The sequence below is a fragment of the Acidovorax sp. 94 genome, assembly GCF_003634645.1.
Classification (GTDB): domain Bacteria; phylum Pseudomonadota; class Gammaproteobacteria; order Burkholderiales; family Burkholderiaceae_C; genus Acidovorax; species Acidovorax facilis.
Genome location: NZ_RBJA01000001.1, coordinates 5,173,200 through 5,195,653 on the forward strand (window position 1 = coordinate 5,173,200; position 22,454 = coordinate 5,195,653).

Sequence of the window (22,454 nt, forward strand, 5' to 3'; positions counted from 1 at the left end):
GCTGCAACTTTTGTTACGAATTTTGTAGCAAAGTGGTCACCCCTGGATCTGCAGGGGCCTCGGCGTGTCGGCCCACGGCACGCCGGGCGCACACCTGCTTTTTGTAACCTTCCTTGGAGTTTCGGAGCGGCGCCATGCTGATCACATTCATCGTTCTGTACCTGCTGGTCTCGATTGGTATCGGCCTGTATGCCGCCACGCGCGTGCACAACACGGCCGACTATGCGGTGGCGGGCCGCAGCCTGCCCCTGGCTGTGGTGATAGCCACGACCTTTGCGACCTGGTTTGGATCGGAAACCGTTCTCGGCGTGTCAGCCCGGTTTGTGGATGGTGGGCTGGGTGCGGTGGTGGAGGACCCATTTGGCGCCTCCATGTGCCTGGTTCTTGTGGGGCTGTTTTTTGCCTACAAGCTTTATAAGAAGAACCTCATCACCCTGGGTGACTACTACCGCCAGCGTTACGGGCGTGTGATCGAAGTGGCTTGTTCAGCCATCATCATGTTCAGCTACCTGGGATGGGTGGCTGCGCAGATCACGGCTCTGGGGCTGGTGTTCAACCTGCTGACGCAGGGGTATGTGTCCGTCACCATGGGCATGGTCATCGGTACGGTCATCGTTCTGGTCTACACCCTGTATGGCGGCATGTGGTCGGTGGCCATGACCGACTTTGTCCAGATGATTGTGATCGCCGTGGGGCTGCTGGCCATCGCCTGGTACGCGGCGGACCTGGCCGGGGGTGCGGGCAAGGTTGTGGAATATGCCGCGCGTGAAGGCAAGTTCCAGTTCTTTCCCACGGGTGGGCTCAAGGAGTGGACCTTTTTCTTTGCCGCCGCGATCACGATGATGCTGGGCTCCATACCCCAGCAGGATGTTTTTCAGCGCGTGATGTCGTCCAACAGCGCCGAGACAGCGCGCACCGGCCCGGTCATCGGAGGGGTGCTGTACCTGCTGTTTGCCTTCATCCCCATGTTTGTCGTTACGGCCGCCGTGTTGGTCATGCCCGAAACCGCCCAGGCGCTGCTCAAGGACGATCCCCAGAAAGTGCTGCCCACGCTGGTGATGGAACGCATGCCGCTGATTCTTCAGATCGCCTTCTTTGGCGCGCTGCTCTCGGCCATCATGTCCACCGCATCGGCCACGTTGCTCGCGCCGTCCACCACTTTTGTGGAGAACATCCTGCACAACCTGCGGCCTGGCATGACCGATGCCCAGACACTGAAGGCCATGCGCATTTCGGTGCTCGTGTTTACCGCCTGCGTGCTCACTTACGCGATCACCATGCAGGGCACATCGATCTATGAACTGGTGTCGGGCGCTTACCAGGTACCGCTGGTGGGGGCTTTTGTCCCCCTGGTGTTCGGCCTGTACTGGAAGCGCGCGACCACCCAGGGCGCCATCCTGGCGGTGGCCATGGGCCTGGGTGTGTGGCTGCTGTTTGTGGCCAGCCCCATGCTGTCCGAAGCGTTCCCGCAGCAACTGGCTGGGGTGCTGGCGGCGTTGGTCGGCATGATCGGGGGCTCGCTGGCACCGCAGTGGATCGACGACCACAAAGGCCACGTCACCCACTACGAGGGCAGCGCCAGCTGATTGCATCGCCCCATGCACAGTGCGTGGGGCTTGAGGATGGGCATGCCGCCTATAATTGAGGGTTTTGCACTTTCCCTCAACACACTGACATGCCTATTTACGCCTACAAATGCGGCTCCTGCGGCCATGCCAAGGATGTGCTGCAAAAAATCTCTGATGCGCCCCTCACGGTGTGCCCCGCCTGCGGCGCGGAAGCATTTTCCAAGCAGGTCACAGCGGCCGGCTTCCAGCTCAAGGGCTCGGGCTGGTATGTGACCGATTTTCGCGGTGGCAGCGGTGGCAGTTCTGCCCCCGCGACGGACAGCAAGACAGAACCGAAAACCGAGGCCGCGGCGCCGGCAAGTTCTGTTGATGCTCCTAAAAAAGAAGCATCTGGTGCAGCAGCATCAAGTGCTGGTGGCAGTTCTACCACTTCCACCTCCTCTGCGAGCTGAGTGACCCTCATGGCTGCCTTGCGCAAGTGGCTGTTGACCGGCCTTCTGGTGATCGTGCCAGGGGTTATCACGGCCTGGGTGCTCAACTGGATCGTGAGCACGCTGGATCAGACCCTGCAAATCCTGCCCGTTGCATGGCATCCCGACAAGCTGCTGGGCTTTCACGTCCCGGGCTTTGGCGTGGTTCTCACGCTGCTGATCCTGTTGGTGGTCGGTGCCGTCGCCAGCAACTTCGCGGGCCGCAAGCTCGTGCAGTGGGGCGATGCGGTGGTGCACCGCATCCCGGTGGTGCGTTCGATCTATTCCAGCGTCAAGCAGGTGTCCGACACGCTTTTTTCAGAAAGCGGCAATGCCTTTCGCAAGGCCGTGCTGGTGCAGTGGCCGCGCGAGGGCGTCTGGACCGTGGCCTTCGTCACTGGCGCGCCCAATGGCGAGGTGGCGGCATACCTGCGCGATGAATTCGTGAGCGTGTATGTGCCCACCACGCCTAACCCCACTGGCGGGTATTTTGTGATGCTGCGCAAGAGCGACTGCGTCGAGCTCGACATGAGCGTGGACGCCGCCCTCAAATACATTGTTTCGATGGGCGTGGTCGCTCCGGCTGACCCCACGCTTGTTTCCCACAGTAAGTAAATCCCTTTAACGCGCCCCTTGGGCGCCGGAAGTTTCTGCCATGGCCATGCGTTCCCACTATTGCGGTCTTGTGACCGAAGCCCTGATGGGCCAAACCGTTACCCTGTCTGGCTGGGTGAACCGTCGTCGTGACCATGGCGGCGTGATCTTCATCGACCTGCGCGACCGCGAAGGCTACGTGCAGGTGGTGTGCGACCCCGACCGTGCCGAGATGTTCAAGACCGCCGAAGACGTGCGCAACGAGTTCTGCGTGCAGGTGGTGGGCCTGGTGCGCCCCCGCCCTGACGGCACGACCAACGACAAGCTCAAGAGCGGCCAGATCGAAGTGTTGTGCCACGAGCTGAAGGTGCTGAACCCCTCCGTCACGCCTCCGTTCCAGATGGACGACGAGAACCTGTCGGAAACCACGCGCCTCACGCACCGTGTGATGGACCTGCGCCGCCCGCACATGCAGCGCAACATGATGCTGCGCTACAAGACCTCCATCCAGGTGCGCAACTTCCTGGACAAGGAAGGCTTCATCGACATCGAAACGCCCATGCTGGGCAAAAGCACGCCCGAAGGCGCGCGCGACTACCTGGTGCCCAGCCGCGTGCACGACGGCCAGTTCTTCGCGCTGCCCCAGTCGCCCCAGCTCTACAAGCAGATGCTGATGGTGGCTGGCTACGACCGCTACTACCAGATCACCAAGTGCTTCCGCGACGAAGACCTGCGCGCCGACCGCCAGCCCGAATTCACGCAGATCGACTGCGAGACGTCGTTCCTGGGCGAAGAAGAAATCCGTGCGATCTTCCAGCGCATGATCACCGAGGTGTTCCAGCAGCAACTGGGCGTGGACCTGGGCGAATTCCCGATCATGACTTACCAGGAAGCGGCTTTCCGCTTTGGCTCGGACAAGCCCGACCTGCGCGTGAAGCTCGAATTCACCGAGCTGACCGAAGTGATGAAGGACGTGGACTTCAAGGTCTTCTCTGCTCCCGCCACCACCAAGGGCGGCCGTGTGGTTGCCCTGCGCGTGCCCGGCGGCGCACAGATCTCGCGCGGTGAGATCGATGCCTACACCGAGTTCGTGAAGATCTACGGTGCCAAGGGCCTGGCCTGGATCAAGGTCAACGAAGTGGCCCAGGGCCGCGAAGGGCTGCAGTCGCCCATCGTGAAGAACCTGCATGACGCGGCCATCGCTGAAATCCTCAAGCGCACGGATGCGCAGGACGGTGACTTGCTGTTCTTCGGTGCCGACAAGGAAAAGATCGTCAACGATTCCATCGGCGCGCTGCGACTGAAGATCGGCCACAGCGAGTTCGGCAAGAAGAGCGGTCTCTTTGAAAACCGCTGGGCGCCGCTGTGGGTGGTGGACTTTCCCATGTTCGAGCACGACGAGGAAGAAGACCGTTGGACGGCCGTGCACCACCCCTTCACCAGCCCCAAGGACGGCCACGAAGAGTTCATGGCCACTGATCCCGGCAAGTGCATCGCCAAGGCCTACGACATGGTGCTCAACGGCTGGGAGCTGGGCGGTGGTTCGGTGCGTATCCACCGCGCCGATGTGCAAAAGAAGGTGTTCGATGCGCTCAAGATCACACCCGAAGACGCCCAGGCCAAGTTCGGCTACCTGCTGGATGCCCTGCAGTACGGCGCGCCCCCACACGGTGGCCTGGCCTTCGGTCTGGACCGCCTTATCACGCTGATGACCGGTGCGGAATCGATCCGTGACGTGATCGCTTTCCCCAAGACCCAGCGCGCCCAGGACCTGCTCACGCAGGCGCCTTCGCCCGTGGACGAAAAGCAGTTGCGCGAGCTGCACATCCGCCTGCGTAACATCGACGCTGTCAAGGCAGCCTGATCCGGGGCTTTCCCCGAACCCGGCGCGGATCCACTCTCGTGGCATCGCACGACAAAGCGGCAAGGGCTTGGCAGCCTGCGCCGCTTTTTTCTTGGCCAGCCCGCGCCCTCGGCGATGTGGCTCTGGCACTGAAAGGACACTTTCCATGCGTTCAATGACGACCCGGGCTTTGTGGATGGGCGCCGTGCTACTGGCCCTGGCAGGTTGCGGTGAAAAGAAGACCGAACTGGGCCAGGGCGGTTCCGTGGTCACTGGCTCGGCAGGGCCGGCGGGGACCAGCAACGCTGCGCGCGAACTGGTGCGCTGCGAGGCGCCCGTGGCCACGCTGGCGCTGGCAGAAAACCCCAGCGGCTACACCATGGGTTCGGGCTACAGCCTCCCGCCATCCCCCGTGCCCCTGGTCAAGCTGCTGGCCCAGCAAAGTGGCTGCTTTCGTGTGGTGGACCGGTCGGCCGGGCTGCGCGGAACCATCCAGGAGCAGGACCTCAAGGACTCCGGCGTGCTGCGCAAGAACAACTCCACCGTGGCAAAGGGCAAGGGCTATGAGGCGCAGTACACGCTCACACCCAGCCTCACGTTCAGTGAGCAGGACGCGGGACGGGGCCTGGCGGGCGTGATTGCCATGATTCCGGTGCTGCGCGACATCGCGGGCCTGGCCGGCATGGTGGAGCAGGTCAAATTCAAGGAGGCGCAAACGGCACTGCTGCTGTCAGACAACGAAACCACCGAGCAGGTTGCCGCCGCCACCGGGTCTGCACGCACCACTGACCTGGGCGTGGGCGGGCTCGTGTTCGGCAAGCTCGGGGGCGCAGCGGGTGCGGGCTGGAGCAATACCAACGAGGGCAAGGTCATTGCCGCGGCCTTCCTGGACGCACACAACCAGTTGGTGGTGCAGGTCAGGGCGCTGCAGGCCAAGGAGCTGCCGCCGCCCGTTCCCACCACTTCAGCCCCGCGTTCCAAGGCCGGGTAGAGAGGGAAGGTGTCGCCCATGGTGCCGACAGCGCAGCACAGGCCCTACAAGCTTCCAGAGTCGGTGTTGGTGGTCATCCACACGCCCGCCCTGGAGGTGCTGCTGATCCGCCGCACGGGCGGTGATGGGCACTGGCAATCTGTCACCGGGAGCAAAGACCGCCTTGATGAGTCGTTTGACGAAACCGCCCGCCGCGAAGTGGCCGAGGAAACCGGCATTGACGCGCGGGCGCCCGGCTGCCTGCTGACCGACTGGGCCTTGGAGAACGTCTACGACATCTGGCCGCAATGGCTGCACCGATATGCACCGGGGGTGGTGCGCAATCGCGAGCGGGTGTTTGGCTTGTGCGTGCCAGCAGCTACGCCCGTGGTGCTGAGTCCTCGTGAACACGATGCTTTCGAATGGTTGCCGTGGCAGCGCGCGGCCGAGCGCTGCTTCTCGGCCTCCAATGCCGAGGCCTGCTTACTGCTTCCTCGTTTTGTGTAGGCAGACGTTGGTGCGCGCCCCGCACTGCGCGCGGCGGCGCCGGCAGCTCACCTGCGCTGGGCGAGGATGCGGATCAGGTGGTCTGCGAAGCCCTCCGCTGCAGGCGAGGTGGCCCGCCGTGCGGGGCTATAGAGGCACACGTAGCGCATGACTTCGGGTGACAGGATGCGGCGGCGCACCAGTCCGAGTGGCTTGGCCAGTGCGCCCACATAGTCGGGCGCCAGCGTAGCGGCCACATCGGCGGCAGCCAGGCCCATGGCGGTGGAGATGTTGTCCACGATCTCTACGGGGGTCACGCGCTGCTCGCTGGGCAGCCCGGTGTGCATCTGCGCCACGCTGCGTTCGTGATCCCGCCCGGCAGCCACCAGCGGGTAGGCGTGCAGCTGCTCCCAGGTCACGTTGCGTTTGTGGGCCAGGGGATGGGTGGGCGCACACCACAGCACCCAGGGGCTCTCGAAGAGCTGGGTACGCACGATGTCATCGCCACAGGCGCGATCCGGACCCAGGGCCAGATCGGCGTCGCCGCTGGCGACTGCATCGACGAGTTTTTCCACCGGCACGTCGCGAATGCGGATGTGCACCTTGGGCCTGGTTTGTGTATAGGCCTTGATGGCTTTGGGCAGGATCACGCTGGCGACGACCAGTGGTGCTGCGATTCGCACGATGCCCGCTGCGCGGTTGCGGACATCGCTGGCGGCCGACTGCGCTATGCGCAGGTGCTTGAGCACCGACTCTGCCGAGGCCAGAAACTCCCGCCCCGCGCTGGTGATGTCAACCCTGCGCGTGCTGCGCTCAAACAGTTTGAAGCCGAGCGCGTCTTCCAACTCGCTCACGAGTTGGCTTACTGCAGACGGTGTAAGGGCCAAACGCTCTGCGGTGGCCGCGAAGCTGCGCAGTTCTGCCACGTTGACAAAGGCTTCGAGCTGGCGTGGCGTGAAATGAGGCAGAGACATGGCTGGAGCGATGGAATCGCTGGGATTCATGCCATTCATTAGAACATCTTCACAATCCGTCATAAAGCATTGATTATGGTCAAGGAAGGCGCTGCAGATACTTCGCGACGGATCGGGCAAGGTTGCCCGGCTCTGTTGTCTGACTGGAGAACTCCCTTGAGCAATGACATGCTGAATGTCGCCGGCATCGCGGTGTCGCCCCACCACTACATCGACGGCCAGCGCGTTGCGTCCGAGATGCGGTTCGATCTGCACTCGCCCATCGACCAGGCGCTGCTGGGCTCCATCAGCGAAGGATCGCCTGCCCATGTGGACGCAGCTGTCACCGCGGCGGCGCGCGCCTTCCCTGCCTGGAGCGCGCTCACGGCGGCGGAGCGCAAACCCTACCTGGATCGTTTCGCCGCCGAGATTGGAAAACGCGCCGAGGCCTTCTGCACGCTCGAATCCAACGACGCTGGCGTGCTGCTCTCGCGCATGAAGCATGGCGTGGTGCCGCGCGCCGTGCTCAACATCAGCTGGTTCGCCGAGCATGCGCTCACGCTGCAAGACCGGCCCATCGAGACGGATCAGGCCACCCACCTCGTGCGCCACGATCCGGCCGGTGTGGTGGCCATCATCACGCCCTGGAATGCGCCGCTGATGTTGGCCACCTGGAAGCTAGGACCGGCCCTGGCCGCGGGCAACTGCGTCATCGTCAAGCCGCCGGAATGGGCACCGCTGACCAGCAGTCTGCTGGCCGACTGTGCGCACGCCGCCGGCCTGCCGCCTGGGGTTTTCAACATCGTGCAGGGCGCGGGCGCCAGCACCGGCGCGCGCCTGGTCAGCGACCCGCGCCTGGCGCGCATCTCGTTCACCGGCTCGGTGCCCACGGCCAAGTGGATTGCCCAGTCCGCCGGCGCCAACCTCGTGCCCTGCAGCCTGGAGCTGGGAGGCAAGTCGGCCTTCATCGTGCTGGAAGACGCCGACATCGACAACGCCGCCGCCACCGGCGCACTGATGTACCGCAACGCTGGCCAGGTGTGCCTGGCGGGCACGCGCTTCCTGGTGCACCGCAAGGTGCACGACGCCTTCGTGGCCGCCCTGCGCGGCTACGTGGAAAAGCTCACCGTGGGCGACCCGCGCGAGGAGGCCACCGAGGTCGGCCCCATCATCCACCCGCGCCAGGTCGAGCGCGTGCACGGTTTTGTGCAGCGCGCCGTGGCCGATGGCGCCACGCTGCTCTGGGGTGGCGCGCACCATTCCTTCGGTGCGCAGTATTACCAGCCCACGCTGCTGGCTGGGGTGCGCCAGGACAGCGAGATCGTGCAGAACGAGGTCTTCGGACCTGTACTCACCCTGCAGGTCTTTGACAGCGACGAAGACGCTATCGCCCTGGCCAACGGCACGGACTACGGCCTGGGTGGCGTCTGCTACGGCGAGGTGGAGCATGCGAGCGCCGTGGCGCAGCAGGTGCGCACCGGCTTCATCTGGGTCAACAGCTTTGGCATCCGCGATCTGGCTGCGCCGTTTGGCGGCATCAAGCGCAGCGGTGTGGGCCGCGAGGGCGGGGACTGGAGCTTCGAGTTCTTCTGCGATGTCAAGGATGTGGTGCTGCCCAAAAAGCCGTTCCGCGCAAGTTTCAGCCACCGCTGACCCCACCCCAATCACATGCAGGAGAACACCACCATGGGAAGCATTGTTGGCGCAGCCATCGTCTCGCACCATCCCGGCCTGATGCAATGCGAAGAGTTTCGCGTGCTGCAGGGCGCGGGGGCCGACTCGGACCTTATCCCCGGCTATGCCCGGCTGCGCGCCAAGCTCGCCGAAGCCCGGCCTGACGTGGTCGTCATCTTCGATTCACACTGGTTCACCACGGGCTACCACCTGGTGGATGGGGCCTCACGCTATCAGGGCAACTACATCTCGGATGAGATGCCCTGGTATCTGCACGGCGTGCCCTACAACTACCGGGGCCATCCAGGATTGGCGCTGGAGATCGAGGCCGTCTCGCGCGAACTGGGGGGCTACAACCGCGTCATCAACCATCCCGAACTGGGCCGACAGTACGCCACCATCAACCTGGTCAAGCACCTGCGGTTGGAGCACAGCGACACGCCGGTTGTCACCGTGAGTTCATGCCAGAACTGCGACTGGACGCATTTCGTGAAATCGGGAGAGGCCATTGGCGAGGCCGTGCGCCGCAGCAACCTGCGTGTGGCGCTGCTTGCCTCCGGGGCGCTCAGCCACAAGTTCAACCCCATCGACTGGAAGCCCAACCACCCGCGTATCTTCCATGAGAGCAATGTCTCGCGCCCAGAGAACATCGCGAGTGACAAGGGTGCGATCGAGCTGCTGCAGCAGGGCCGCCACGGCACTGTGCTCGACCGTTGGCAAGACGAATACCGAAAGCTCCCCTGGGAGGCCTTTGGCGCCCACTACCTGCAGATGGTGGGTGCCATGGGGGGCGCGGACTGCCGCGCGCGGGGTGAGACGCTGTCCGCTTACGAGAACGCGCGCGGCACCGGCAATGTGCATATGTGGTTCGATATGCAAGAGGTAGCGGCATGAATTTCGAATTCCCGCTCAAAGAACTGCCCGCCGTGATGCGTGGACCGCGCATGGAGCGCCGCCGCGTTCTGGTGGGTGGCAGTGCCTGCTGGGGCAGCATCGTGGAAGAGGGCGCACAACAAGGGCAATTGCGCCTGGACGATGGTCGCGTGGTGGACTTGGCGACCGTGCAGCACCTGCCACCGGTGTCGCCCAGCAAGATCATCGCCGTGCACATCTCGTACAGATCGCGCAGCTTCGAGACGCGCAACCAACCCAGGCCGACCGAGACGCCTACCTATTTCACCAAGCCGCCCACTTCAGTCAACGGCCATGGCTGCGAGATCCACAAGCCCGCTGACAGCCTGTACCTCAACTACGAAGGCGAATACGCCGTTGTCATTGGCAAGACCTGCCGCAACGTGTTGCCCGAGGAAGCCTGGGACTACATCGAAGGCTTTTGCCCTGCCCTGGACATGGGCCTGCAGAATTACCGCGACACCGACCAGGGCAGCATGCTGCGTGTCAAAGGCGCGGACACGCTGCTGCCCATCGGCCCCGGCATTGTGCGCGGCGTGAACATTTTCGAACAGACGCTGCGCACCTATCGCAACGGTCTGGTGGTGCAGGAGGCGCACATCGGCGACGAGACCATCTGGGGCCCGCACTACGTGGTGGCCGATATCGCACGCCACATCACCTTGGTGCCGGGCGACGTGATCCTGATGGGGACGCCGTGCCATTCGCGCTCGGTAGACCCGGGCGACCTGGTGGAGTGCGAGATCACAGGCCTGGGGCGCCTGGCCGGCACGGTGGTTGTCATCCCGGCGCCGCGCGCGTCTGCCCTGGGCGTAGGGCACCAGCCCACCGACAGCCCCGAAGTGCGGCGCGTCGCCTTTGGATTTGACGAACGGGTGCCCGACCCCTTGAAAGCCAACTACCGGCAGGCGGCAAGAGGACGGACCCCATCGCCCTAGTGCTCCGCCTTTGCTTTTGCTTCCCCCGTGATCACGCCACAACAACCTGGAGACAAACCATGAAACCTTCCTTTTCCGCTTCGCGCCGCAGTGTTTTGCAATTTGCGCTGGCGGGCGCAGCTGGGTCTTTGCCGCTGATGGGCCGTGCGCAGTCCATCGACACCGTCAAGATACTGGCCGGTTTTGCCGCTGGCGGCACGGTAGACACCCTGGCCCGCCGTGTGGCCACCCAGCTGGCACCGGCCTACGCCAAGTCGGCTGTGGTGGAGAACAAGACCGGGGCAGGCGGGCAGATCGCCATTGCGACCCTCAAGGCAGCTCCGGCAGACGGTGCCACCCTCCTGGTCACCCCCATGTCCATGTTGGGCATCTACCCCCACACCTACAAAAAGCTGCCCTACGACCCGGCGGTCGATGTCACTCCCGTCTCGCTGGGCGTGGTGTTCGACATGGGGTTTGCCGTGGGGCCACAGGTGCCAGCGTCGGTGAAGACCGTGCCGGAGTTCCTGGAGTGGTGCAAGGCCAACTCGAACGGCGCAAATTTTGGCTCTCCTGCGCCAGGCTCGGTCCCTCACTTCGTGGGTGAACTCATCGCCCGCGCCGGCAAGGTGGACATGAGGCACGTGGGCTTTCGCGGATCGCAGCCTGCCATTCTGGATTTGATGGGCGGCCAGATCGCCGCTGTGTCGGCGCCTGTGGGCGAGTTCTTGCCCCACCTAGCGGGCGGCAAGGTGCGTCTGTTGGCCACTTCGGGTGCCACACGCAACAAGTTCGTGCCCGGTGTGAGCACGCTGGTGGAGCAGGGCTTCAAGGACATGGTCTACGGCGAGTGGTTTGGTTTCTTCCTGCCGGGCAAGGCACCTGCGGATCTGGTGCAGAAGGCCCACACCGCCATTCGTGCCGCGCTGGCCGACAAGGAGGTGATCGCCGGGCTGGCTGCCATGGGGCTGGAGGCCCGTTCGTCCACGCCTGCCGAGCTGGCGGCGCTGCTCAAGTCCGATGGCGAGAAGTGGGGCCCCATCGTGAAGGCCATTGGCTTCACCGCTGAGTCTTGAATACACCCCTGAGTCGCTTCGCGCCTTCCCCCTCAAGGGGGACGCCGCCAGCGCGGCGGGGCGGCCCTTGCGCGGCGGCCGCTGGCCTTGGTCGCGCCGGTCTTCGTGCGGTTGCCACCGTGCACAACCCTGAAGAGAGAACAACAGATGTTTGACGACGCAGTGATCCAGCAACTGGCCCGTGAACTGCACCAGGCCGAGAAGACCCGCGTGCAGGTAGAGCATTTCTCCAGGCGCTACCCCGGTATTACGGTGCAGGACGGCTATGCCATCTCGCGGGCCTGGGTGGCGATGAAGATCGCCGAGGGGCGCACGGTGCGCGGCCACAAGATCGGGCTGACCTCGCGCGCCATGCAGGTCGCCAGCCAGATCACCGAACCTGACTTCGGCACATTGCTGGACGACATGTTTTTTGCCGAAGGTGGCGACATACCCCTGCAGCGCTTTATCCTGCCGCGCGTGGAGGTGGAGCTGGCCTTCGTGCTCAACAAGCCGCTGCGTGGAGAACCTGGGCGCCCTCCGCTAAACATCTTCGACGTGCTGGCCGCCACCGAGTACGTGGTGCCTGCCATCGAGATCATCGACGCGCGCATCGAACAGCACGACCGCCACACGGGTGTGATGCGCAAGGTGTTCGACACCATCTCCGACAACGCCGCCAACGCCGGCATCATCACCGGCGGACGCCCGGTGCGCCCCGATGCGGTGGACCTGCGCTGGTGTGGCGCACTGCTCTACAAGAACGGCGTGATCGAAGAGTCCGGGCTGGCGGCTGCCGTGCTCAACCACCCGGCTACGGGCGTGGCGTGGTTGGTCAACAAGCTCGCCCCGTATGGAGAAGGCCTGGCGGCGGGGGAGGTGGTGCTGGGTGGCTCCTTCACGCGCCCCGTGGCCGCCGCAGCGGGCGACACCTTCCATGCGGACTACGGGCCGCTGGGCAATATCGCTTTTCGCTTTGTCTGAGGGGCAGGTCATGCACACTCCGGTGAATACCTTCAAGGCAGCGCTGGCCGCGCGCAGGCCGCAGATTGGCCTGTGGTTCGGCCTTGCCAACGGCTATGCGGCGGAGCTGGTGGCGGGTGCCGGTTTTGACTGGTTGCTGCTCGATGGCGAACATGCCCCCAACGATGTGCCGCTCATGCTCGCGCAACTGCAAGGTGTTGCCAGCGCGCGCGCCATGCTGGGCACCGGGCCCCACCCGGTGGCGCGCGTGCCCGTGGGCGACACGGCGTTGATCAAGCAGTACCTGGACATTGGTGCGCAGACGCTGCTGGTGCCCATGGTGGATACCCCCGAACAGGCCGCGCAACTGGTGCGCGCCATGCGCTACCCGCAAGACGACGGGCAAGGCGGCATCCGTGGCCTGGGTGCAGGCCTGGCGCGTGCTTCGCAGTGGATGCGCTACCCGGGCTACCTCACGGAGGCCAATGCCCAGGTCTGTCTGCTGGTGCAGGCCGAGAGCACGCTGGCCATTCAGAACCTGGATGCGATCGCCGCCACGCCGGGGGTGGATGGCGTCTTCTTTGGCCCGGCGGATCTGTCAGCCAGCATGGGTCACGTAGGCAACCCTGGGCACCCCGATGTCCAGGCCGTGATCGAAGACGGAATACGCCGCGTGCTGGGAGCCGGCAAGGCCCCGGGCATTCTGATGGCCGACGAGACGCTGGCACGCCGCTATCTGGAGCTGGGCGCCGTCTTCGTCGCTGTGGGGGTGGACACCAGCGTTCTGGTGGCGGCCATGCGGGACCTAGCGGCACGCTACGGCAGGCCGGTGAGCCTGGCTCCCTCCCGCAATGCACGATCGGTGGCCGTGTACTGATTCTGGCAGGCGCAGGGCCAGCGACCGGGGGCCTACCCTGGTGGCCGCAGCCGAAGCTTGTCCGCTGGATTGTCTGGCGCAGCGCTGGCAGCGCTGGCAGGAGCCCTGGGATCGTCGCCCAGCGGCGGCCGGGCCGCTGAAGCTGGCTCGGCGGCGTTGCGCGAGCGGATGGCCACGCCCCCTGGGTGCCGCTCGCTGTCCTGCCCCAGGATAGCCCGTGCCGGGGTGGAGCCCACGCGGGCGCGCAGCGTGTCAATGGCCTCCTGCAATGGCTCGGGCGAGGCCATGCGTGCCCGGTGACGCAGCAGCACCTGCTGGGACATGTCCACCAGCTTGGAGTTGAGCGTTCGCTCGGCCTCTGCCAGCAGATGATGGACGGCACCGGTCGGGTCTCCGTGCAGGCTTTGCGCGATGGCGGCCTCGGCGGTTTTGTTGATGTGGACCAGGCATTCGCGCACCAGGTCGCCATACGGCGTGTGCAGGTTGCAGGCATTGGCCAGAAGCTCGGTCAGGCCGCGCGTGTTGGCATAGCGCATGCCCAGCGCACGCACCCAGCCTTCGCCGTCGGCCAGATCAATCGACGTGACGGCCAGCACCGCCAGCAGGCTGCCCAGGTTGCAAGCGGCCTCGAAATCAAAGCTGCTGGCCGTGATCTCGCGTGCCATGCTGCGCACCGACTCCACTGCTTGCGAGAACTGCCGCTGCTGGATGAGCTGCAGCGTGCGGGCCACCTCGGCAAAACGCTGCACGCGGGCGCTGCCCTGGTGGCGCTCCAGAATGCGGCCAAAGTCGGCCATGCAGCGTTCGATGCCCTTGCGGTCGTTCTCGGCAAAGTACGAGAACGTGAGCAGCACCAGCGACTGGAAGTCAAACAGCTTGGAGTCGATGCCCAGGATGGCAGCCCGCGCCAGCACCTTGGTGGCGGTTTCGCGGTCGCCCATGTAATACGACATCATCCCAAGCTTCTGCAGCCGCACCACCGAATCCGGCGTCAGGCCGCTGGCCGTGCGGTAGGTTTCGATGGCCTGCGAGAAATTGCCCAGCTCCACCTGCGCCCGGCCCAGCACGTCGTAGGCATCGGCAAACGAGGCGTCTTCGCCAATCAGCTCCTGCAAGGTGGTCACGGCGCGCGCCGCCTGGCCCGACTCGATCTGCGCACGTGCCACGCCCAGTTTGGCCCAGGGCAGGGCGCGCGCGGCAATAACGGCTTCAAACAGCGTGCGGGCCTCGTCGTGGCGACCCAGGCGCAGCAGCAACTCGGAGCCAATGCGCGCGGCGTACAGCCAATAGGGTTGGCGAGACTCAAATCGCTCCACACACAGTTGGGCGGCACGCTCAAAATCTTCGGCTTCGATGGCGTCAAAAATGGGTCGCAGATGGATCTTGCGCAGCCGCGCCAGGCTGAGACGCTCGAACAGTGCGCTGGGGGTGAAGGGCTTGAGCAGATACCCGTCCAGCGCCGACTCGGCGGCCTCGGCCACGGCGGCATACGACGCCTCGGCCGTGACCATGAAAAACACGGTGGAAAACGGCAGCAGCTGTGCGCGCCGCAGATCGTCCAGCAAGGTCTGGCCCGAGTAGCCGCTTTCGCCAAAGTATTGTTCGCACAGCACGTAGTCAAACACGGTGTGCTCCAGCCGGTTGCGTGCGTCCTGCACACGGCTGCATTGCACGATGCGGGTCACGCCGTACTCACGCAGCTGCCCCACCAGAATGCTGCGTGATGTGGCATTGCTGTCAACAATCAAGGCCAGCACCTGGGGTGGGGCGGATTGTTCTTTCTCGGTTGCCATCGGTGGTGTGTACCGGCCCTGCTGCTGGCGTGGATAGGGGAAGCCCCCAGTGTAAGGGCGACCCGCACGGCGCAAATGCCGGGCAAACCCGCTGCGTGCGCGGCTTGCGACACAATCCCCCATCGCAGGCCCGGCATGGGGACTGGCAAGCGCGCTCAACTACTCCGATGAGGCTCATGGAACACGACGACATTCTGCGGGTGGCCACCTACAACATCCACAAGGGCGTACAAGGCATCGGCCCGGCGCGCCGGCTGGAGATCCACAACCTGGGGCTGGCGGTGGAGCAGCTCGACGCCGACATCGTCTGCCTGCAGGAGGTGCGCAAACTTCACCGGCGGGAACAGGCGTATTTCCAGCGCTGGCCCGAGTTGCCCCAGGCCGAGTTCCTGGCCCCCGAGGGCTACGAGGCGGTGTACCGCACCAACGCCATCACCAAACACGGCGAGCACGGGAATGCCCTGCTATCGCGCTGGCCCGTGATCGGCCACCAGCACGAAGACATCTCTGACCACCGCTTCGAGCAGCGGGGGCTGCTGCATGTGGAGGTGGACGCCCATGGCCGCCGCGTGCATGTGATCGTGGTGCACCTGGGGCTCATCCCTGGCAGCCGCATTCGCCAGATCGAACGCTTGCAGCGTTTTATCGAACGCGAGGTGCCCGGTGGCGCCCCGTTGGTGGTGGCCGGAGACTTCAACGACTGGGGCCAGCAGATCAAGCGCATGCTCGCGGGCTATTTTCTGTACGAGTTTGATGCACCGCGCACCTTCACCTACCCGGCTCGGCTGCCGCTGGCGCAACTGGACCATGTCTATGTGCGGGGCCTGACGCCGCTGTCCCTGCACGTGCCCAAGGGCCGCATCTGGTGGCGCATGTCCGACCATTTACCGCTGATTGCCGAGTTCAGGCTGTGATGCTCCCCCCCTGTGTCGCCTTCGGCGCCTTCCCCCTGAGGGGGACGACACCCACGCTGCGGGGCGGCCCTTGCTTGGTGTCCCGCGCCTTGGCCGCGCCAGTTTCGCCGCGAGTTGGTGGCGGCCTGCAGAGATGAGAAGAAAGTCTTCCGCCACGGTGCGCGGATTCGAGTTTGCCGATGACCACCAGGTGCGCCTGCTGCAGGGGGCCGAGGAGCTGTTCCCTGCCTTGATCCAGGCCATGGATGCGGCCTTGTCGGACATCCAGTTCGAGACCTACATCTTTGACTTCACTGGCGCAGGCGCTGCAGTGGCCGAGGCGCTGATGCGGGCTGCCGCGCGCGGCGTGCGCACCCAGCTGGTGGTGGACGGTGTGGGCACCGGCGCCTTGCCGCACGACTGGGCGCAGCGCCTGCAGGCGGCCGGCGTGCAATACCGCGTGTACTCGCCGCTCGGCCCGCTGGGGTTGCTGCTGCCGCACCGGTGGCGCAGGCTGCACCGCAAGTTGTGTGTGGTCGATGGGCGCATGCTGTTTTGCGGCGGCATCAACGTGCTGGATGATTTTCACGACCCCAACTACGGCACGCTGGATGCGCCGCGTTTCGACTTTGCGGTGCTGGCCACGGGCAGCCTGGTGGCGTCGGCCAGCGAGACCATGGACCAGCTGTGGTGGCGCATGCAGGCCGTGCGCGACGCGCGCCAGCGCCGCCTGCCCGAGGCCTTGCAGGCCCTGCGCGCGGCCAGCGCCGCCCAGCACGCGGCCCGGGTCGCCGAGTCAGGCCCGCCCATGCGGGCTGCGCTGGTGCTGCGCGACAACGTGCGCAACCGCAGCCGCATCGAGAAGGCCTACCGCAAGGCCATTGGCGCGGCGCGGCACGAAGTGATCATCGCCAACGCGTATTTCATGCCCGGCGGCAAGCTGCGCCGTGCGCTGGTGATGGCAGCGCGCCGGGGCGTGCGCGTGCGCCTGCTGCTGCAGGGGCGTTATGAATACTTCATGCAGTACCACGCGGCGCGGCCGGTGTATGGCGCGCTGCTGGAGGCGGGGGTGGAGATACATGAATACGCGCCCAGCTTTTTGCACGCCAAGGTGGCTGTCATCGACGCGCTGGGCGACAAACCCTGGGCTACCGTGGGCTCGTCCAACCTCGACCCCCTGAGCCTGCTGCTGGCGCGCGAGGCCAACGTGGTGGTGGAAGACGCCGCCTTTGCCACCGACCTGCGCCAGCGCCTGGTGCATGCCATGCAGCATGCTGGTCGGCGCATGGACCCGGCCCGGTACGCAGGCCGCCCCCTGCGCCAGCGCGTGCTCGACCGCGTTGCCTTTGGCCTCATGCGGCTGGCGTTGTGGGTTACCGGAAACAGGTATTGAGCAGGCCCCCATGGGGCGCTGCGCGCACCGGACGCGCCATTTGCCTGCGCCTGGGCCGTGGGCAGGTGGCATGAACGACGGAATCCTGCAAGGCATTGCGCTATTGTTTTGATAGCTATTTGCGCTTGTCTATCAAGCGCTGGATGCCTAAAACCCTTGAAATCCATGCGCCAGCGTTCGCTGTTACGATTCTGGCCATGTCCAGCCAACCCGCCGCCGATATGACGCCCACCCCGCCGGATGATGAAGGCACGCCTGTCTCCGTGAAGATTCGCGAACGCCTTGCCGCCGCCCGCAAGCGCTTTCATGCCAATGACAACATTGCCGAATTCATCGAACCCGGCGAGCTTGAAAAGCTGCTCGACGAGGTCGAAGTCAAGATGCAGGGCGTGCTCGACAGCCTGGTGATCAACACCCAGGGCGACCACAACACCAACAACACCGCGCGCCGCGTGGCCAAGATGTACCTCAACGAGGTGTTCAAGGGCCGCTACGTGGCGCAGCCGCCCATCACCGAGTTCCCCAACGCCGAGCACCTCAACGAACTGATGATCGTGGGCCCGCTCACCGTGCGCAGCGCCTGCAGCCACCACTTCTGCCCCGTCATCGGCAAGATCTGGATCGGCGTGATGCCCAACGAGCACACCAACGTGATCGGCCTGAGCAAATACGCACGCCTGGTGGACTGGATCATGGGCCGCCCCCAGATCCAGGAAGAAGCCGTGGTGCAACTGGCCGACCTGATCATGGAAAAGACCCAGCCCGACGGCCTGGCCATCGTCATGGAAGCCAGCCACTTCTGCATGTCCTGGCGCGGTGTGCGGGACAACGACAGCCGGATGATCAACTCGGTCATGCGCGGCGTGTTCCTCAAGGACAGCGCTCTGCGTCGTGAATTTTTGTCCCTCATTCCTGGAAAGAACTGACCATGCTGGTACGCCTGCTTTACGCCAGTCGCGCGGTCGATACCTCGCCCGCCGCCATCGAAGCCATCCTGACGCAGTCGCGCCAGCACAACCCAGGCAGCGGCATCACCGGCGTGCTGTGCTATGGGGGCGGTGTGTTCCTGCAAGCCATCGAGGGCGGGCGCTCTGCGGTGAGCGAGCTGTATGGCCACATCCAGAAGGACCCGCGCCACAAGAACGTGGAACTGCTGCACTACGAAGAAATTGCCGAGCGCCGCTTTGGTGGCTGGACCATGGGGCAGGTCAACCTGTCCAAGATCAACCACTCGATCCTGCTCAAGTATTCAGAGAAGCCCGAACTGGACCCGTATGCGGTGTCGGGCAAGGTGTCGTTTGCGCTGCTCGAAGAGTTGATGGCCACCGCCTCCATCATCGGAAGAGCCTGAAAAGCGGGGCGCTTTGCTACTGCGCGGCCTGATCCCGGGTCTGCGGTACTCGCCGCACGGGAGTGCGGCTGCGTTCCTCAACCCAGGCTGAGGCCGCTCGCTACGCAAATCACCCCACTTTTCGTCGTTGCCCTGAACTCGCCATTTCAGCCGCAGCCCACAGGTGCTGCGGCTTTTTGCATTCAAGCCGCTCCTTTTTTTCCCGTGACCTTCACCGCCTTCGCCCTCATCATCCTCGCCGGCCTCATCCACGCGTGCTGGAACATAGTGGCCAAGAAGGCCGGGGGTGACTCGCGGTTTGCGTTCTTCACCTCGGTGATCATGATGGTCGTCTGGGCGCCGCTGGGCTGGTGGCTGGGGCGCGACGCGGTGCCGCAGTGGGGCGCGGTGGAATGGGGTTTTGTCGCCGCCAGCGGGCTGCTGCATGTGGCGTACTTCGTCATCCTGCTGCGCGGCTACCGTGTGGCGGACCTCACCGTGGTCTATCCGCTGGCGCGCGGCTCGGGGCCGCTCTTGTCGTCGCTGGTGGCCATCACGCTGCTGGGCGAGCAGATCTCCGCGCTGGGCGCTTTGGGCATCGTGGGTGTGGTCGGGGGCGTGTTTCTGATTGCGGGCGGCCCGGGCCTGCTGCGCGCCGCCCACGACCCCGCTGCGCGGGCTCGGGTGCACAAGGGCATGTTGTATGGCCTGCTCACAGGCGCGTTCATTGCCAGCTACACGGTGGTCGATGGCTATGCGGTCAAGTTTTTGCTGATGTCGCCCATCCTGGTGGATTACATGGGCAACTTTGTGCGCGTGGGCCTGCTGGCGCCGGTGGTGCTGCGCGACCTGCCCACGGCCCGAACGCTCTGGCTGGCCCAGTGGCGTTTTGCGCTGGCCGTGGCGGTGGTCAGCCCGGTGGCCTATGTGCTGGTGCTGTACGCCATGCAGCAGGCGCCCCTGTCGCACGTGGCCCCGGCGCGCGAGGTCTCCATGCTGTTTGCAGCGCTGATCGGTGGGCATCTGCTGGGCGAGGGTGACCGCGTGGCGCGCATTTTTGGCGCGCTGTGCATTGCGGCAGGCGTCACGGCCCTGGCCTTGGGATGACGGCCGCCGCACCACAACCTCTGCTGCTGGGCTGCGACTTCTCCAGCAGCCCCACGCGGCGCAAACCCATCGTGCTTGCGCAGGGCCAGCGCCAGGGCGCGCGCGTGTCGCTCACCACGCTGCAGCCGTTCGACACCCTGGCCGCGTTCGGCCAATGGCTGGCCCAGCCCGGCGACTGGGTGGGCGGGTTCGACCTGCCCTTTGGCCTGCCGCGCGAGCTGGTGCAGGCGCTGGGGTGGCCCACCGACTGGCATGCCTGCATGCTGCACTACCGCAACCTCAGCCGCGAGCAGATCCGCGCGCAGTTTGCGGCGTTCTGCGATGCCCGCCCCGTGGGCGGCAAGTTTGCCCACCGCGCCACCGACGGGCCCGCAGGCTCCAGCCCCTCGATGAAATGGGTGAACCCGCCCGTGGCCTACATGCTGCACGCGGGCCTGCCGCTGCTGCTGGACGCGGGCGTGCACCTGCCCGGCCTGCACGCAGGTGACCCCCGCCGCGTGGCGCTGGAGGCCTACCCCGGCCTGCTCGCGCGTGAGGTGCTGCAGCGGCGCAGCTACAAAAGCGACGACCGCGCCAAGCAGACGCCGGACCGACTCATTGCTCGCAAGGACTTGATCAATGCATTGGAACTGGGTCAGACCCGCCTGGGCCTGCGCCTCAAGCTCAGCCACGCCCAGCGCGATGCGCTGGTGCAGGACGCCAGCGGCGACAGCCTGGACGCTGTGCTGTGCCTGCTGCAGGCCGCCTGGGCCGAGCAGCGCCATGCCGAGGGCGATGCGCTCTATGGCCTGCCCCCAGGGCTCGACCCGCTCGAAGGCTGGATCGTGACGGCTGAAAAGCCGTGACCGGCCATTCCACCGCTTTTCCTGGCATTGATGCGGCGCGGCCTGCGTAGCATGGAGGGACATTGCCAGATGCATTGTTTGCGCCCATGTCTTTAGTCCCCCGCCGCTTGCTAGTCCTGGCTCTGCTGGCCCCGCTGCTGGTACAGGCCGCCCCCGCGCCCTGGTATTACTGGCGCAGCCTGGTCGATGGCCAGCGCGTGTGCGCGCAAACCTCGCCCGGCCCTGGCTGGGAGCGCGACAGCGCCGCCTACGAAGGCCCCGGCTGCCAGCCGCGCCGCAAAGTGCTCATCGTGCCTATGCGGTAGTGTCTGCCGTTGTTTTGTTATAAAAATAATAGCTATTAAGGCATACTGGACGGGCGGTAGCGGCCAAAAACCTTGCAATCGTGTGTGTACATTCGATAATGGCACGCATGACTGAATTGATCCTGATCCGCCACGGCGAGACCGACTGGAACCGCGAGCTGCGTTTTCAGGGCCACGTGGATGTGCCCCTCAACGCCACCGGCCACGAACAGGCCCGCCGCCTTGCAGTGCGTCTGGCTGCAGAGCGCCCCGTGGTGCACCACCTCATCTGCAGCGACCTCATCCGCACCCAGCAGACCGCCACGCCCAGCCTGCAGGTGCTGTTCCCCCAGGCCCGCATCGACACCCTCACCGACAGCGCCCTGCGCGAGCAAAACTTTGGCGTGGTGGACGGCAAGCGCGTGGACGACGTCAAGCAGGAACACGCCGACGCATGGAACCAGTGGCTGCGCTTTGAAGCCGACTACGGCATGCCCGGCGGCGAAACCACCCGCCAGTTCCACACCCGCGTGATGGACGCTGTCTACCGCATCGCGCAGCAGCACAGCGGCCAGACGGTGATGGTGGTCACCCATGGCGGCGTGCTCGACATGATCTGGCGCACTGCGCGTGGCACCGGGCTGGACGGCCCGCGCCAGAGCGACATTCCCAACGCGGGGCTCAACCGCGTGCGGGTGAGCGGAGAAGCGGTGGAGGTGCTGGACTGGGCCGATGTGCGGCACCTGGCAGATTTGCCGGAGCAGCCGGTGTACGACCAGACGAAGTTAGTGGTGCGTTAGTTTGAGCGGAACACGTGCGCCCTGTGATACGCCATGAAGGGCTGATGCTCTTGACGCAGCGCTATGCGAGAGCCTGCAGTGATTCCAAGATCCCTCGCATGGGGTAACAGGGGCGAAACGATAAGTGTGCCCGCCTCGTCAAAGCTGACAAACCCTCTATCAAACGCGCGATCAATGTTGGGGACGAGTAGCAAGCCATTGAAGGGGTCAAGCCGCTCCGTATTTGACGAGGCACTCCAGGGCTTAATGTGGGAAGCCACCAGCATGCTTATTTCAGCGTACCCGGTGACTGCGCAGCACTCCCAGTGCAAAAGTAGCTTTTGACGAAATATGCCTTGTCCTATCCGGGCTTTAACAAGTTCTAGTTTCTCAGTCGGATTGATTGAAACATCGCTGAGCACGCCCTCAATATCTGCCCCGACTTCGCCGCTGAATCCTTCTTCAAGATAGCCAGCAAACTTCGCGAGCGCGCTGCTGTACATGTTGTGCCCTCGCGCGTTTCGTTCGATAAAAATTGGCAGAGTTGTCAGTTTCGAAGTTACTTCGGCATAGGTAGCTGGCGATTCCATCGCTAAGAGAGGTCCCTCGGTCAGGCCAGCTGCAAGTCCCCATTCGGAAAGTGGCCCCGAAACTGCGCCAGCGTACTTCTCTGCGGTAGATGCGGAGAGACCTCGTTGCAACATCCATTCTTTGAAGTTCATCGCGAGTCGACTTAAGAATTAGGGAG

23 protein-coding genes are annotated in these 22,454 nt (G+C 64.7%); 20 read left to right on the top strand and 3 right to left on the bottom strand.

The features are described from left to right. The first annotated feature begins 134 nt into the window (after window positions 1-134). From C8C94_RS23815 to nudB, 6 genes are all read left to right on the top strand, one after another. Window positions 135-1,586: a sodium:solute symporter family protein gene (locus C8C94_RS23815; protein WP_121422475.1), complete on the top strand. Its 1,452-nt coding sequence runs from the start codon at window positions 135-137 to the stop codon at window positions 1,584-1,586. Window positions 1,587-1,675: 89 nt separating this feature from the next. Continuing rightward, window positions 1,676-2,020 carry an FmdB family zinc ribbon protein gene (locus C8C94_RS23820; RefSeq protein ID WP_121422476.1) on the top strand — a complete coding sequence of 115 codons (345 nt, stop codon included), beginning with the start codon at window positions 1,676-1,678 and terminating at the stop codon, window positions 2,018-2,020. 9 nt (window positions 2,021-2,029) lie between these two features. Then, window positions 2,030-2,653 carry a DUF502 domain-containing protein gene (locus C8C94_RS23825; RefSeq protein ID WP_055399363.1) on the top strand — a complete coding sequence of 208 codons (624 nt, stop codon included), beginning with the start codon at window positions 2,030-2,032 and terminating at the stop codon, window positions 2,651-2,653. Between the two features lie 40 nt (window positions 2,654-2,693). Further along, window positions 2,694-4,496, top strand: a complete 1,803-nt coding sequence (gene aspS / locus C8C94_RS23830; RefSeq protein ID WP_121422477.1) for an aspartate--tRNA ligase — start codon at window positions 2,694-2,696, stop codon at window positions 4,494-4,496. Window positions 4,497-4,650: 154 nt separating this feature from the next. Next, window positions 4,651-5,466, top strand: coding sequence for a CsgG/HfaB family protein (locus tag C8C94_RS23835; RefSeq protein ID WP_370449772.1), 816 nt, complete (start codon window positions 4,651-4,653; stop codon window positions 5,464-5,466). 18 nt (window positions 5,467-5,484) lie between these two features. Continuing rightward, window positions 5,485-5,952 carry a dihydroneopterin triphosphate diphosphatase gene (nudB, locus tag C8C94_RS23840; protein ID WP_121422479.1) on the top strand — a complete coding sequence of 156 codons (468 nt, stop codon included), beginning with the start codon at window positions 5,485-5,487 and terminating at the stop codon, window positions 5,950-5,952. A 47-nt stretch (window positions 5,953-5,999) separates the two neighbouring features. Here the strand turns inward: nudB and C8C94_RS23845 are convergent, their stop codons facing one another. After that, window positions 6,000-6,905, bottom strand: coding sequence for a LysR family transcriptional regulator (locus tag C8C94_RS23845; RefSeq protein WP_121423054.1), 906 nt, complete (start codon window positions 6,903-6,905; stop codon window positions 6,000-6,002). A 168-nt stretch (window positions 6,906-7,073) separates the two neighbouring features. On the opposite strand from C8C94_RS23845, the gene C8C94_RS23850 reads away from it, so the two are divergent. The 6 genes from C8C94_RS23850 (at window position 7,074) to C8C94_RS23875 (ending at window position 13,282) form a co-directional block, all read left to right on the top strand. After that, the gene (locus C8C94_RS23850) at window positions 7,074-8,537 is read left to right on the top strand and encodes an aldehyde dehydrogenase family protein (RefSeq protein ID WP_233573552.1); all 1,464 of its coding nucleotides are present in this window, start codon (window positions 7,074-7,076) and stop codon (window positions 8,535-8,537) included. Between the two features lie 33 nt (window positions 8,538-8,570). Next, window positions 8,571-9,452, top strand: a complete 882-nt coding sequence (locus C8C94_RS23855) for an extradiol ring-cleavage dioxygenase (RefSeq protein ID WP_121423055.1) — start codon at window positions 8,571-8,573, stop codon at window positions 9,450-9,452. Continuing rightward, window positions 9,449-10,408: a fumarylacetoacetate hydrolase family protein gene (locus C8C94_RS23860; protein WP_121422481.1), complete on the top strand. Its 960-nt coding sequence runs from the start codon at window positions 9,449-9,451 to the stop codon at window positions 10,406-10,408. Before C8C94_RS23855 ends, C8C94_RS23860 begins: the two co-directional genes overlap by 4 nt. Before the next feature lie 59 nt (window positions 10,409-10,467). Next, on the top strand, window positions 10,468-11,463 hold the full coding sequence (locus C8C94_RS23865) for a Bug family tripartite tricarboxylate transporter substrate binding protein (RefSeq protein WP_121422482.1): 996 nt from the start codon (window positions 10,468-10,470) through the stop codon (window positions 11,461-11,463). 147 nt (window positions 11,464-11,610) lie between these two features. Continuing rightward, a complete protein-coding gene (gene hpaH / locus C8C94_RS23870; protein ID WP_121422483.1) occupies window positions 11,611-12,426 on the top strand; it encodes a 2-oxo-hept-4-ene-1,7-dioate hydratase in 816 nt (271 codons plus the stop codon). 10 nt (window positions 12,427-12,436) lie between these two features. Next, window positions 12,437-13,282: an aldolase/citrate lyase family protein gene (locus C8C94_RS23875; RefSeq protein ID WP_121422484.1), complete on the top strand. Its 846-nt coding sequence runs from the start codon at window positions 12,437-12,439 to the stop codon at window positions 13,280-13,282. A 32-nt stretch (window positions 13,283-13,314) separates the two neighbouring features. Here the strand turns inward: C8C94_RS23875 and C8C94_RS23880 are convergent, their stop codons facing one another. Further along, window positions 13,315-15,075 (bottom strand): tetratricopeptide repeat protein, encoded by a 1,761-nt coding sequence (locus tag C8C94_RS23880; RefSeq protein WP_121422485.1) that lies wholly within the window; start codon window positions 15,073-15,075, stop codon window positions 13,315-13,317. 176 nt (window positions 15,076-15,251) lie between these two features. Here C8C94_RS23880 and C8C94_RS23885 point away from each other — a divergent pair, with 176 nt between their 5' ends. From C8C94_RS23885 to C8C94_RS23920, 8 genes are all read left to right on the top strand, one after another. Beyond that, the gene (locus tag C8C94_RS23885; protein WP_055399101.1) at window positions 15,252-15,989 is read left to right on the top strand and encodes an endonuclease/exonuclease/phosphatase family protein; all 738 of its coding nucleotides are present in this window, start codon (window positions 15,252-15,254) and stop codon (window positions 15,987-15,989) included. Window positions 15,990-16,122: 133 nt separating this feature from the next. Further along, a complete protein-coding gene (gene clsB / locus C8C94_RS23890; RefSeq protein ID WP_121422486.1) occupies window positions 16,123-17,361 on the top strand; it encodes a cardiolipin synthase ClsB in 1,239 nt (412 codons plus the stop codon). A gap of 197 nt (window positions 17,362-17,558) precedes the next feature. After that, a complete protein-coding gene (gene folE, locus C8C94_RS23895) occupies window positions 17,559-18,287 on the top strand; it encodes a GTP cyclohydrolase I (RefSeq protein WP_055399357.1) in 729 nt (242 codons plus the stop codon). A gap of 2 nt (window positions 18,288-18,289) precedes the next feature. Beyond that, window positions 18,290-18,712 (top strand): BLUF domain-containing protein, encoded by a 423-nt coding sequence (locus tag C8C94_RS23900; protein ID WP_055399097.1) that lies wholly within the window; start codon window positions 18,290-18,292, stop codon window positions 18,710-18,712. Window positions 18,713-18,916: 204 nt separating this feature from the next. Continuing rightward, window positions 18,917-19,798, top strand: coding sequence for a DMT family transporter (locus C8C94_RS23905; protein ID WP_121422487.1), 882 nt, complete (start codon window positions 18,917-18,919; stop codon window positions 19,796-19,798). Continuing rightward, on the top strand, window positions 19,795-20,643 hold the full coding sequence (locus C8C94_RS23910) for a DUF429 domain-containing protein (protein ID WP_121422488.1): 849 nt from the start codon (window positions 19,795-19,797) through the stop codon (window positions 20,641-20,643). Before C8C94_RS23905 ends, C8C94_RS23910 begins: the two co-directional genes overlap by 4 nt. 86 nt (window positions 20,644-20,729) lie before the next feature. Then, the gene (locus C8C94_RS23915; RefSeq protein ID WP_121423056.1) at window positions 20,730-20,948 is read left to right on the top strand and encodes a hypothetical protein; all 219 of its coding nucleotides are present in this window, start codon (window positions 20,730-20,732) and stop codon (window positions 20,946-20,948) included. 107 nt (window positions 20,949-21,055) lie between these two features. Continuing rightward, window positions 21,056-21,727: a histidine phosphatase family protein gene (locus tag C8C94_RS23920; RefSeq protein WP_121423057.1), complete on the top strand. Its 672-nt coding sequence runs from the start codon at window positions 21,056-21,058 to the stop codon at window positions 21,725-21,727. Here C8C94_RS23920 and C8C94_RS23925 read toward each other — a convergent pair. Continuing rightward, window positions 21,724-22,428: an HNH endonuclease gene (locus tag C8C94_RS23925; protein WP_199731340.1), complete on the bottom strand. Its 705-nt coding sequence runs from the start codon at window positions 22,426-22,428 to the stop codon at window positions 21,724-21,726. The genes C8C94_RS23920 and C8C94_RS23925 overlap by 4 nt on opposite strands. Window positions 22,429-22,454 lie beyond the last annotated feature (26 nt).

Bases quoted from the DNA above. Each gene is read 5' to 3' on its own strand.
- C8C94_RS23815 (WP_121422475.1), top strand. From the start codon at position 135: ATGCTGATCACATTCATCGTTCTGTACCTGCTGGTCTCGATTGGTATC.
- C8C94_RS23820 (WP_121422476.1), top strand. From the start codon at position 1,676: ATGCCTATTTACGCCTACAAATGCGGCTCCTGCGGCCATGCCAAGGAT.
- C8C94_RS23825 (WP_055399363.1), top strand. From the start codon at position 2,030: ATGGCTGCCTTGCGCAAGTGGCTGTTGACCGGCCTTCTGGTGATCGTG.
- aspS (WP_121422477.1), top strand. From the start codon at position 2,694: ATGGCCATGCGTTCCCACTATTGCGGTCTTGTGACCGAAGCCCTGATG.
- C8C94_RS23835 (WP_370449772.1), top strand. From the start codon at position 4,651: ATGACGACCCGGGCTTTGTGGATGGGCGCCGTGCTACTGGCCCTGGCA.
- nudB (WP_121422479.1), top strand. From the start codon at position 5,485: ATGGTGCCGACAGCGCAGCACAGGCCCTACAAGCTTCCAGAGTCGGTG.
- C8C94_RS23845 (WP_121423054.1), bottom strand. From the start codon at position 6,905: ATGTCTCTGCCTCATTTCACGCCACGCCAGCTCGAAGCCTTTGTCAAC.
- C8C94_RS23850 (WP_233573552.1), top strand. From the start codon at position 7,074: ATGCTGAATGTCGCCGGCATCGCGGTGTCGCCCCACCACTACATCGAC.
- C8C94_RS23855 (WP_121423055.1), top strand. From the start codon at position 8,571: ATGGGAAGCATTGTTGGCGCAGCCATCGTCTCGCACCATCCCGGCCTG.
- C8C94_RS23860 (WP_121422481.1), top strand. From the start codon at position 9,449: ATGAATTTCGAATTCCCGCTCAAAGAACTGCCCGCCGTGATGCGTGGA.
- C8C94_RS23865 (WP_121422482.1), top strand. From the start codon at position 10,468: ATGAAACCTTCCTTTTCCGCTTCGCGCCGCAGTGTTTTGCAATTTGCG.
- hpaH (WP_121422483.1), top strand. From the start codon at position 11,611: ATGTTTGACGACGCAGTGATCCAGCAACTGGCCCGTGAACTGCACCAG.
- C8C94_RS23875 (WP_121422484.1), top strand. From the start codon at position 12,437: ATGCACACTCCGGTGAATACCTTCAAGGCAGCGCTGGCCGCGCGCAGG.
- C8C94_RS23880 (WP_121422485.1), bottom strand. From the start codon at position 15,075: ATGGCAACCGAGAAAGAACAATCCGCCCCACCCCAGGTGCTGGCCTTG.
- C8C94_RS23885 (WP_055399101.1), top strand. From the start codon at position 15,252: ATGGAACACGACGACATTCTGCGGGTGGCCACCTACAACATCCACAAG.
- clsB (WP_121422486.1), top strand. From the start codon at position 16,123: ATGAGAAGAAAGTCTTCCGCCACGGTGCGCGGATTCGAGTTTGCCGAT.
- folE (WP_055399357.1), top strand. From the start codon at position 17,559: ATGTCCAGCCAACCCGCCGCCGATATGACGCCCACCCCGCCGGATGAT.
- C8C94_RS23900 (WP_055399097.1), top strand. From the start codon at position 18,290: ATGCTGGTACGCCTGCTTTACGCCAGTCGCGCGGTCGATACCTCGCCC.
- C8C94_RS23910 (WP_121422488.1), top strand. From the start codon at position 19,795: ATGACGGCCGCCGCACCACAACCTCTGCTGCTGGGCTGCGACTTCTCC.
- C8C94_RS23915 (WP_121423056.1), top strand. From the start codon at position 20,730: ATGTCTTTAGTCCCCCGCCGCTTGCTAGTCCTGGCTCTGCTGGCCCCG.
- C8C94_RS23920 (WP_121423057.1), top strand. From the start codon at position 21,056: ATGACTGAATTGATCCTGATCCGCCACGGCGAGACCGACTGGAACCGC.
- C8C94_RS23925 (WP_199731340.1), bottom strand. From the start codon at position 22,428: ATGAACTTCAAAGAATGGATGTTGCAACGAGGTCTCTCCGCATCTACC.